This window comes from Streptomyces sp. NPDC033131, assembly GCF_055578365.1.
On sequence record NZ_JBVIPA010000018.1, the window covers coordinates 156,907 to 168,453 of the forward strand.

The following is an 11,547-nucleotide window of genomic DNA, read 5'->3' on the forward strand; positions in this document are numbered from 1 at the left end:
GCACGCGCGCCCCGGGCCTACTCGGCCTGCAGCACCAGCAGGGCCAGGTCGTCCTCCGGCGGCCGTACCCCGAACTCGTGCACCAGCCGTTTGATGCGCTCCGCGATCAGTTCCGCGTCGAGCCCCGCGCACCCGGCAAGCGCCTGAGCCAGCCCGTCCTCGTCGTCGAACTGGCGCGAGCCGCTGCGCCGCTCGGTCACCCCGTCGGTCACGCACAGCAGGCTGTCGCCGGGGCGCAGTTCGAAGGTCTCGCTGGTGTATGTGGCGTCCTCGACGACCCCGAGGAGGGTCTGCGGGTGCGCGGCCGTCCGGACCTCGCCGTCCGCGCCGAGCAGCAGCGGCAGCGGGTGTCCGGCGGAGCCGAGGGTGCAGCGCACTCCTCCGTCGAAGGGGGTCAGCTCGCCGTAGAGGAGGGAGAGGAAGCGGGTCTGCGGGCCGTCCCCGGGGGCCATCGGCCGGCCGCCCGCGGAGACCAGCGCGCGGGCCGCCGCGTCCGCGGCCTCCGTCGCGTCGTCGAGGAGCAGCTGGTTGAGGCGGTCCAGGACGTCGGCGACGCGGTAGCCCTCGCGGGCCAGCAGCCGCAGCCAGGGCCGGGCGAGGCCGATGACGACGGCCGCCTCGGGCCCCTTGCCCTGGACGTCGCCGACGGCGAAGCACCAGCGGCCGTCGCCGGCCGGGAACAGGTCGTAGAAGTCGCCGCTGGGTCCGCCCTTGTCGCACGGCTCGTACACCAGGGCGCTGCGCACCCCCGGTATCTCGGCGACCGCACCGGGCAGCAGGCCGCGCTGCAGTACGGCGCTGATGGTGGCCTGCCGGGCGTACTGGCGGGCCGCGCCGATGGCGAGGGCCACCCGGCGGCTCAGGTCCTCGACCAGGCCGGTGATCTCGTCGGCGAAGCCGGGCAGCCCGGACCGGCCGATGACCAGGGTGCCGAGCGGACGGCCGCCGGCCGTCAGCCGGTAGGCGAGCGCGGAGCCGTGCGTTCCGTGCGGGCCCAGTGCCCCGCCGGGCCAGGGGAAGGGGGCGGGCCCCGGCCGTGCCGGGTCGGGCGGGTACGGCGGTTCCTTCTCCAGGGCCTGGCGCAGTTCCTCGATGCGGTTCTCGCTGCCGTGCCACACGCGGGCCAGGCGCGGTCCGGACCCGTCGGCCGCCCAGCGGCCGCGGCCGCCGGTGGCCTCGTCCTCCAGCCACACCGCGCACCACTCGGCCAGCCGCGGCACGATCAGCTGTCCGGCGAGCGCGGCCACCAGGTTCTCGTCGAGCTGCCCGGCGAGCAGGTCGGAGGCCTCGGCGAGGAAGGACAGGGCGCCCCGGTTGAGCCAGTCCTGGTCCTGCTCGGTGCGCTGCGGCTCCGGGGCGAGTATCTCGGCCACCCGCAGCTCGCGCTCCCCCGTGTACGCCTCTCGCGCGTCGGCGGCCGATTCCCCCTGCGCGGGCAGCCGCGCCCACACCGTCTTGGCGCCGGTGCGGTAGGTGATGCCCCAGGACTCCGAGAGCGCGGCGACCAGTCTGAGGCCGCGCCCGTACTCGGGTGTCTCGGACGACGGTTCGGCGGCGTCGCGTGGGGCGCGCGAGGGGTGGTGGTCGAGGACCTCGACGACGAGGGCGCCGGTCTCCGGTTCCAGCCGGCAGTCCAGCTCGACGTCGGTGCCGGCGTGCACGACGGCGTTGGTGACCAGCTCGCTGACGACGACCAGGGCGTCGCCGGCCAGGAGCTCGGTGAGGTGCTCGGTGCCGGGCAGCGCGCGCTCGGCCCATTCGGCGAGCGCGGCGCGTAACAGCGCGCGGGCGGCGCCCGGCGCGAGGGAGCTGCCGGGCAGGGGGGCGTGCAACTGCGAGCGCGGGGGCGCGTCTGCGGGTGCAGGCGCTCCGGTGCGCAGGGGCACCCCCGGGTGCGCAGGCGCATCAGAGGCACGGGAAATGGTCTCCCGTCGCGTCGAAATGGCCCCCATCTACAGCTCCCACAGCGGTTCGGACGAATACGCCTCAGTCGATGCCGACAGAGTGACAGACTGGCCCCGCCCATAAGCGCCGAGTTACCGAAGTGGGCCGCCATGAGTGAGAACAGTGCTACACGTGTGCTCGAACAGGAGCACAAAGATGGCCTGATTCGAGCATCGGATCTGCGTCCTCTGCTCGCCGCGATGACGGCGGCCCGGGACGGTGACTTCTCGAAGGTGCCGGAATCCGGCCACGGCCTGGTGGCCGAACTGACCGCCGTCTTCAACCAGATCATGGACCGCAGCACCCACTTCAACACAGAAGTGCAGCGGGTGAAGCGGGAGTTGGTGCGGTACGGCCGGCTCGACGAACGCCTCTCGGCCAGCCCGGGCCAGGGCGCCTGGACCTCCCGGGTCAACGACGTGAACCAGGTGCTCGACGCCCTGGTCGCCCCGGCGGCGAACGCCACGCGTGTCCTGGACGCGGTGGCCGGCGGCGACCTGACCCAGCGGGTCGATCTGCACGACGGCAGCAGGCAGTTGCGCGGTGATCTGCGCCGGCTCGGCCGGGCCGTGAACAAGATGGTCGACCAGCTGTCCCTGTTCACCGGCGAGGTGACCCGGGTGGCGCGCGAGGTCGGCACCGAGGGGCGGCTCGGCGGGCGGGCCAAGGTGACGAGCCTGTCCGGGAGTTGGCGGGACGTGACCGAGGCGGTCAACACCATGGCGTCCCGGCTGACCGCCCAGGTCCGTGACATCGCGCTCGTGACCACGGCGGTGGCCCGCGGTGACCTGACCCGCACGGTCACGGTCGAGGCGACCGGCGAGCTGCTCGAACTGAAGCTGACCGTGAACACGATGGTCGACCAGCTGTCCGCCTTCGCCGACGAGGTCACGCGGGTGGCCCGCGAGGTCGGCACCGAGGGCCAGCTGGGCGGGCGGGCCCAGGTGCGGGGCGTGTCCGGGGTCTGGAAGGACCTCACCGACAACGTCAACTTCATGGCCTCGAACCTGACCTCCCAGGTCCGCAACATCGCCCAGGTGACCACCGCGGTCGCCAACGGCGACCTGAGCCAGAAGATCACGGTGGCCGCGCAGGGCGAGATCCTGGAGCTGAAGTCCACGATCAACACCATGGTCGACCAGCTCTCCGCCTTCGCCGACGAGGTGACCCGCGTCGCCCGCGAGGTCGGCACCGAAGGCAACCTCGGCGGCCGGGCCCAGGTTCGGGGGGTCTCCGGCGTCTGGAAGGACCTCACCGACAACGTCAACTTCATGGCGGACAACCTGACCTCCCAGGTGCGCAACATCGCCCTGGTCTCCACCGCCGTGGCTCAGGGCGACCTCGGCAAGAAGATCACGGTCGAGGCGAAGGGCGAGATCCTGGAGCTGAAGTCCACGATCAACACCATGGTCGACCAGCTCTCCGCCTTCGCCGACGAGGTGACCCGCGTCGCCCGCGAGGTCGGCACCGAAGGCAACCTCGGCGGTCAGGCCCAGGTCAGGGGCGTCAGCGGGGTCTGGAAGGACCTCACCGACAACGTCAACTTCATGGCGCTGAACCTGACCTCCCAGGTGCGGAACATCGCCCAGGTCACCACCGCCGTCGCCAACGGCGACCTGTCCAAGAAGATCACGGTCGACGCGCGCGGCGAGATCCTGGAACTGAAGGACACCGTCAACACGATGGTGGAGCAACTGCGGGCCTTCGCCGACGAGGTGACCCGCGTGGCCCGCGAGGTCGGCACCGACGGCCGGCTCGGCGGCCGGGCGCAGGTGCTGGGCGTCTCCGGCGTCTGGCGGGATCTGACCGACAACGTCAACTACATGGCCGACAACCTCACTTCGCAGGTGCGGAACATCGCCCAGGTGGCGACGGCGGTGGCGCAGGGCGACCTGTCGAAGAAGATCGACGTGGACGCGCGCGGCGAGATCCTGGAGCTGAAGACCACCATCAACACGATGGTCGACACCCTCTCCTCCTTCTCCTCCGAGGTGACCCGCGTGGCCCGCGAGGTCGGCTCCGAGGGCCAGCTCGGCGGCCAGGCACGGGTGGAGGGCGTCTACGGCACCTGGAAGCGCCTGACGACGAACGTGAACGAGCTCGCGCTGAACCTGACCACCCAGGTCCGCGCGATCGCCGAGGTGGCCTCCGCGGTGGCCCAGGGCGACATGTCCCGGTCGATCACGGTGGAGACGCAGGGCGAGGTCACCGAGCTGAAGGACAACATCAACCTGATGGTGGCCAACCTCCGCGAGACGACCCGCGCGAAGGACTGGCTGGAGTCCAACCTGGCCCGCCTGGCCGCCCTGATGCAGGGCCACCGCGACCTGATGGAGGTCGCCGACCTGATCCTGCGCGAGCTGACCCCGCTGGTGAACGCCCAGTACGGCGCGTTCTTCCTGGCCGACCCCGACGAGGACGGCACCTCTCTGCACACGGCGGTTCCGGCGAAGGGGCTCGCGTTCATCGCCGGGTACGGCTCGGCGCAGAGCGCGACCGTCGACACGGGAGCCATGCCGGTGCACGGTCTCGTCCGCCAGGCCGCGCGGGAGAAGAAGCGGATCCTGGTGGAGGAGGCCCCGCCGGACTACATCAAGATCAACAGCGGTCTCGGCGAGGCGGCCCCGGCGAGCGTCGTCATCATCCCGATCCTCTTCGAGGACAAGCTCCTCGGCGTGATCGAGCTGGCCTCCTTCTCCCGCTTCTCCGACGTCCACCTGGCCTTCTTCGACCAGTTCGTGAACACCATCGGCGTCGCCATCAACACCATCATCGCCAACTCCCGCACGGAGTCCCTGCTCGGCGAGTCCCAGCGCCTGGCCATGCAGCTCCAGGAACGCTCCGACGAACTCCAGAAGCAGCAGGCGGAGTTGCAGCGCTCGAACGCCGAACTGGAGGAGAAGGCCGCCCTGCTGGCCACGTCCTCGCAGTACAAGTCGGAGTTCCTGGCGAACATGTCGCACGAACTGCGCACGCCGCTCAACTCGTTGCTGATCCTGGCGCGTCTGCTGTCCGACAACCCGGACGGCCGTCTGTCCGACCAGGAAGTGCAGTTCGCGTCGACGATCCACCGCTCGGGCTCCGACCTCCTCCAGCTGATCAACGACATCCTCGACCTGTCGAAGATCGAGGCCGGCCGGATGGACGTACGCCCGAAGAGGCTCCCCCTCATCAAGCTGCTCGACTACGTCCACGCCACGTTCCGCCCCCTCACCATCGACCGGGGACTCGCCTTCGAGGTGGCGGTCGGGGAGGACGTACCGCGGGAGATGTACTCGGACGAGCAGCGCCTCCAGCAGATCCTGCGCAACCTGCTCTCCAACGCGATCAAGTTCACCGCCGCGGGCCGGGTCGAGCTGCGCGTGAACCGTATGAAGGACCCCGAGCACCGCTACGTCCGCGACAGCGACGACGTGATCGCCTTCGCGGTCTCCGACACCGGCATCGGCATCGCCCGCGAGAAACTCCCCGTGATCTTCGAGGCGTTCCAGCAGGCCGACGGCACCACGAACCGCAAGTACGGCGGCACCGGCCTGGGGCTGTCCATCAGCCGGGAGATCGCGGGCCTGCTGGGCGGCCGTATCGTCGCCGAGAGCGAGCCCGGCAAGGGGTCCACCTTCACGCTGTACGTCCCCGTCATCAGCCCCGGCCACTCGGCGACCGGCCCGGCCCCGGAGGACCGGCCCGCGCCGGTGCCGGACGAGCTGTCCACCGAGCTCTTCCCCACCACCCACGAGCCGGAGGACTCCTGGCCCGCGCCGGTCAAACTGGAGGCGTGGAAGGCGGGGCGTGCGGGGCAGGTCCTGGCCGGGCGCAGGGTGCTGATCGTCGACGACGACATCCGCAACGTCTTCGCCCTCACCCATGTCCTGGGCCGGGTCGGCATGCCCGTCCTCTATGCCGAGAACGGGCGCGAGGGCATCGAGACGCTGGAACGCAACCCGGACGTCCAACTCGTCCTGATGGACATCATGATGCCGGAGATGGACGGCTACGAGACCATCGCCGCCATCCGCCGCACCCCCCGCTGGACCGGCCTGCCCATCGTCGCCCTCACCGCGAAGGCGATGCCGGGAGACCGCGAGAAGTCCATCGCGCGGGGCGCCAACGACTACGTACCCAAGCCGGTGGACGTCGACCAGCTGCTGACCGTCGTCTGCGCACTCCTGGACCCCGAGAGCGTGGCGGACGAGGAGCACGCCGATGCCGAGGAGGCCGCGGTCCCGCCGACGGACGACTGAATGAGGCCAGTCACATGAGCGCTGAGGCAACAACCGGTGAGCGCGCCGGCATCCTCCTGGTCGACGACATGGAGGACAACCTGATCGCGCTGGAGGCCGTCCTGGGGTCCCTCAACGAACCGCTCTTCCGCGCGCGTTCGGGCGAGGAGGCGATGAAGGCACTGCTCCGACGGCGGTTCGCGCTCGTCCTGCTCGACGTACGCATGCCGGGCATGGACGGTTTCGAGACCGCCGCGAACATCAAGCGGCTCGACCAGACCAAGGACGTCCCGATCATCTTCCTGACCGGTGCGGAGGACGACACCGGCTACGCCTTCCGCGGCTACGCGACGGGAGCGGCCGACTATCTGACCAAGCCGTTCGACCCGTGGGTCCTCCGGGCCAAGGTCACCGTGTTCCTGGACCTGCACCGCAAGAACCAGCAGCTGGAGCGGCTGCTGAGGCGGGAACAGGACAGTTACGGCGAGGTGAGCGCGGGCCTGACGGCCTTGGAGGCCCAGCTGGACGGGGACACCCCTGTGGACGTACCAGCACTGCGCGCGCAGGTCAGGGAGCTACGCCGACTCATAGCAAGAGGAGGCGCATACTGACCTGCTTCAGGGGCGCGGGGAACTGCGCGACCAGCCACAACGGACCGTCAGCCGCCGAACAGTCCCCCGCCGCTCCCTACGCTTCGCGCGACCCCGCATACATCTCGTCGATCAGGTGCTTGTACTCCCGCTCGACAACCGGCCGCTTCAGCTTCAGGCTCGGCGTGATCTCACCGTGCTCGATGTCGAGATCCCGCGGCAGCAAGCGGAACTTCTTGATGGTCTGCCACCGCTGCAGCCCCTCGTTGAGCTGCGCCACGTACCCCTCGACCATCGAGACCGTCACCGGCGCGGCGACCACCTCCGCGTACGACTTCCCCTCCAGCCCGTTCTCCTTCGCCCAGTCGAGGATCGAGACCTCGTCCAGCGCGATGAGCGCCGTGCAGAAGTTCCGGTCGGCCCCGTGGACCAGGATGTTGGAGACGTACGGGCACACCGCCTTGAACTGCCCCTCGACCTCGGCGGGCGCGATGTACTTGCCGCCGGACGTCTTGATGAGGTCCTTCTTGCGGTCGGTGATCCGCAGGTACCCGTCGGGCGACAGCTCGCCGATGTCACCGGTGTGGAACCAGCCGTCCGCCTCCAGGACCTCGGCGGTCTTCTCGGGCAGCCCGTGGTAGCCCTCCATGATGCCGGGGCCGCGCAGCAGGATCTCGCCGTCGTCCGCGATGCGCACCTCCGTGCCGGGCAGCGGCTTGCCGACCGTGCCGGTGCGGTAGGCCTCCCCGGGGTTCACGAAGGAGGCGGCCGACGACTCCGTGAGGCCGTAGCCCTCGAGGATGTGGATGCCGGCGCCGGAGAAGAAGTAGCCGATCTCGGGCGAGAGCGCGGCCGAGCCGGAGACACAGGCACGCAGGTTGCCGCCGAAGGCCTCGCGGATCTTGGCGTACACCAGCGCGTCCGCGACCTTGTGCTTGGCGGAGAGCCCGAAGGGCGCCGACGCCGTGCCGGTGCGCCGGAAGTTGTCCTGGGTGACCTTGGCGTACTCGCGGGCGACCTCGGCGGCCCACTGGAAGATCTTGTACTTGGCGCCGCCGCCCGCCCGGGCCTTCGCGGCGACCCCGTTGTAGACCTTCTCGAAGATGCGCGGGACGGCCGCCATGTACGTCGGCTGGACGACCGGCAGGTTCTCGATGATCTTGTCGACACGGCCGTCGACGGCGGTGACGTGCCCGACCTCGATCTGTCCCGAGGTGAGCACCTTGCCGAAGACGTGTGCGAGCGGCAGCCACAGGTACTGCACGTCGTCGGCGCTGATCAGCCCGGTCGCGGCGGTCGCCTTCGCCATGTACGACCAGTTGCCGTGCGGCAGGCGGACACCCTTGGGGCGTCCGGTGGTGCCGGAGGTGTAGATGAGGGTGGCGAGCTGGTCCTTGGTGATCGCGCCGACCTTCTCCTTGATCAGGTCGGGGTTCTTCTCCAGGTACGCGGCACCGCGCTGCTCCAGCTCGGCGAGCGTGAGCACCCAGTCGCCGGTCTCCGCGCCGGCCGGGTCGATCACCACGACATGGGTGAGGTCGGGCAGCTCGGCGCGCTTCTCCCGCGCCTTGGCGAGCTGCTCGGCGTTCTCCGCGAACAGGACCTTGCTGCCGGAGTCCGAGAGGATGAACGCGGACTCGTCGGCGTTGGTCTGCGGATAGATCGTGGTCGTGGCGGCGCCGGCGCACAGGATGCCCAGGTCCGCGAGGATCCACTCGACCCGCGTCGAGGAGGAGAGGGCGACCCGCTGCTCCGGCTGCACACCGAGCTCGATCAGCCCGGCCGCGATGGCGAAGACCCGCTCGGCGGTCTGCCCCCAGCTCAGCGACTTCCAGTCGTCCGACCCCTGGCCGGAGGCCGGAGGCACGGGGTAGCGGTACGCCTCGGCGTCCGGTGTGGCCGCCACGCGCTCCAGGAAAACGGCCGCCACGGTCGGCGGACGGTTCTCGATCAGTGTCTGTGTGTCGCTCACGACATCCTCCGGGGCCCGCGGCTGCGCGGCTGGCTCATTGCGGCTGTTGTTTAACTCACGAGTAACTACCGAGCAGGGATCAGAGTAAAGCGCGACCGGCCGGTGCGTAAGGGGCCGCGGCCTGTCACTTCCTACAGAGAGCGACACTACGCACGCGTAGGGGCCTGCCCCGTGAACACGCGGCAGGCCCCCAGTCTCGCGGTAAAGGACGGCTACTTCTTGCCCTTGCCGGAACCCGCGTTCTCGTCGCTGGACAGAACGGCGATGAAGGCCTCTTGCGGAACCTCCACGGAACCGACCATCTTCATCCGCTTCTTGCCTTCCTTCTGCTTCTCCAGCAGCTTCCGCTTACGCGAGATGTCACCGCCGTAGCACTTGGCGAGGACGTCCTTGCGGATGGCGCGGATGGTCTCGCGGGCGATCACCCGGGAGCCGATGGCGGCCTGGATGGGGATCTCGAAGGCCTGGCGCGGGATCAGCTCGCGCAGCTTGGCGACGAGCCGTACGCCATACGCGTACGCGGCGTCCTTGTGGGTGACGGCGGAGAAGGCGTCGACGCGGTCGCCGTGCAGCAGGATGTCGACCTTCACCAGCTGGGCGTCCTGCTCGCCGGTGGGCTCGTAGTCCAGCGAGGCGTAACCGCGGGTCTTGGACTTCAGCTGGTCGAAGAAGTCGAAGACGATCTCGGCGAGCGGCAGCGTGTAGCGGATCTCGACGCGGTCCTCGGAGAGGTAGTCCATGCCGAGGAGGGTGCCGCGGCGGGTCTGGCACAGCTCCATGATCGAACCGATGAACTCGCTCGGCGCGAGGATCGTGGCCCGGACGACCGGCTCGAAGACCTTGTCGATCTTGCCCTCGGGGAACTCGCTCGGGTTGGTGACCGTGTGCTCCTTCCCGTCCTCCATGATCACGCGGTAGACCACGTTGGGCGCGGTGGCGATGAGTTCGAGGTTGAACTCGCGCTCCAGGCGCTCACGGATGACGTCGAGGTGCAGCAGGCCGAGGAAGCCGACGCGGAAGCCGAAGCCGAGCGCCGCGGAGGTCTCCGGCTCGTAGACCAGGGCGGCGTCGTTGAGCTGGAGCTTGTCCAGCGCCTCGCGCAGGTCCGGGTAGTCCGAGCCGTCCAGCGGATAGAGGCCGGAGAACACCATCGGCTTGGGGTCCTTGTACCCGCCCAGGGCCTCGGTGGCGCCCTTGTCCTTGCTGGTGATGGTGTCACCGACCTTGGACTGACGGACGTCCTTCACGCCGGTGATGATGTAGCCCACCTCGCCGACGCCGATGCCGTCGGCCGGCGTCATCTCGGGGGACGAGACGCCGATCTCGAGGAGCTCGTGGGTGGCGCCGGTCGACATCATCTTGATGCGCTCGCGCTTGTTGAGCTGGCCGTCGATGACACGGACGTACGTGACCACGCCCCGGTACGAGTCGTAGACCGAGTCGAAGATCATCGCGCGGGCGGGGGCGTCCTTGACGCCGACCGGGGCCGGTACGTCGCGAACCACCCGGTCCAGCAGCGCGTCCACGCCGATGCCGGTCTTCGCCGAGACCTTGAGCACGTCGTCGGGGTCGCAGCCGATGAGGTTGGCGAGCTCCTCGGAGAACTTCTCCGGCTGGGCGGCCGGCAGGTCGATCTTGTTCAGCACCGGGACGATGGTGAGCTCGTTCTCCATCGCCAGGTAGAGGTTGGCGAGGGTCTGGGCCTCGATGCCCTGGGCGGCGTCGACGAGAAGCACGGTGCCCTCGCAGGCCGCGAGCGACCGCGAGACCTCGTAGGTGAAGTCGACGTGCCCCGGGGTGTCGATCATGTTGAGGATGTGCGTGTTGGTCTTGTCATGGGTGGGAGCCCACGGCAGACGCACGGCCTGTGACTTGATCGTGATGCCGCGCTCACGCTCGATGTCCATGCGGTCGAGGTACTGAGCACGCATCTGCCGTTGCTCGACCACACCGGTCAGCTGGAGCATCCGGTCGGCGAGCGTGGACTTGCCGTGGTCGATGTGCGCGATGATGCAAAAGTTGCGGAGCAGCGCCGGGTCGGTACGGCTCGGCTCGGGCACATGGCTGGGGATCGCGGGCACGCAGGGTCCTGATTCTTGAGGCGTCCGCAGTGTCTGCGGTCTCGGGTCGGATCGATACGTAGCCTCCATGGTCCCACGGGCGGGGACCGGCGACCGGTTTGGGCCACTCGGACGCCCGCTGGTAGTCTGGGTGGCTGTGTCTCCTGCCCTCTCAGCACGAGACACGACTTCTGGAAAATCATCGGTGCGGGACCCGTGCGGCTCCGTGCCTGAACCTGTAGAGGCTCATCAGTGGCGAACATCAAGTCCCAGATCAAGCGGATCAAGACCAACGAGAAGGCCCGGCTGCGCAACAAGGCCGTCAAGTCCTCCCTGAAGACCGCGATCCGCAAGGCCCGCGAGGCCGCTGCCGCGGGTGACGTCGAGAAGGCCACCGAGTACCAGCGCGCGGCTGCGCGTCAGCTCGACAAGGCCGTCTCCAAGGGCGTCATCCACAAGAACCAGGCCGCCAACAAGAAGTCGGCGCTGGCGTCGAAGGTCGCGACCCTCAAGGGCTGAACCCCTTCTTTGATCTGACCGCCGGAGGGAATCGAGCGGGCCCTCTCATCCGCTCCCGTCCGGCACCCCGAGTCTGTGCGCGACCTGCGTTCGCCACGCGGGCACGGACTCACCTTTCTTTGTACCGAAGGCCCCGCCACCGCCCTTCCCCCTTAGGTTCTAGCGATCGTCGCAACACCCCCAGTTCAAGGGGTTGCGATGTTCGAGATCCGCAAGACCCGGACGGTGGCTCAGGGCCGCAG

General features: G+C 69.2%; 6 protein-coding genes. 3 read left to right on the top strand and 3 right to left on the bottom strand.

All coding sequences use genetic code 11. From position 1 onward, the window contains the following. Positions 1-17: 17 nt before the first annotated feature. Entirely contained in the window at positions 18-1,952 is a 1,935-nt protein-coding gene (locus ACZ5XS_RS23695) for a SpoIIE family protein phosphatase (protein ID WP_468654328.1), read from the bottom strand. A gap of 102 nt (positions 1,953-2,054) precedes the next feature. On the opposite strand from ACZ5XS_RS23695, the gene ACZ5XS_RS23700 reads away from it, so the two are divergent. Both ACZ5XS_RS23700 and ACZ5XS_RS23705 read left to right on the top strand, forming a co-directional pair. Further along, the gene (locus tag ACZ5XS_RS23700; RefSeq protein WP_468654330.1) at positions 2,055-6,185 is read left to right on the top strand and encodes a HAMP domain-containing protein; all 4,131 of its coding nucleotides are present in this window, start codon (positions 2,055-2,057) and stop codon (positions 6,183-6,185) included. 14 nt (positions 6,186-6,199) lie between these two features. Next, positions 6,200-6,775: a response regulator gene (locus ACZ5XS_RS23705; RefSeq protein WP_468654332.1), complete on the top strand. Its 576-nt coding sequence runs from the start codon at positions 6,200-6,202 to the stop codon at positions 6,773-6,775. Positions 6,776-6,851: 76 nt separating this feature from the next. Here the strand turns inward: ACZ5XS_RS23705 and ACZ5XS_RS23710 are convergent, their stop codons facing one another. Together ACZ5XS_RS23710 and lepA are read right to left on the bottom strand one after the other, a co-directional pair. Then, positions 6,852-8,726, bottom strand: a complete 1,875-nt coding sequence (locus tag ACZ5XS_RS23710; protein ID WP_468654334.1) for an AMP-dependent synthetase/ligase — start codon at positions 8,724-8,726, stop codon at positions 6,852-6,854. Positions 8,727-8,938: 212 nt separating this feature from the next. After that, positions 8,939-10,807, bottom strand: coding sequence for a translation elongation factor 4 (lepA, locus tag ACZ5XS_RS23715; RefSeq protein WP_217239917.1), 1,869 nt, complete (start codon positions 10,805-10,807; stop codon positions 8,939-8,941). Positions 10,808-11,038: 231 nt separating this feature from the next. On the opposite strand from lepA, the gene rpsT reads away from it, so the two are divergent. Continuing rightward, the gene (rpsT, locus tag ACZ5XS_RS23720) at positions 11,039-11,305 is read left to right on the top strand and encodes a 30S ribosomal protein S20 (protein ID WP_053750780.1); all 267 of its coding nucleotides are present in this window, start codon (positions 11,039-11,041) and stop codon (positions 11,303-11,305) included. Positions 11,306-11,547 lie beyond the last annotated feature (242 nt).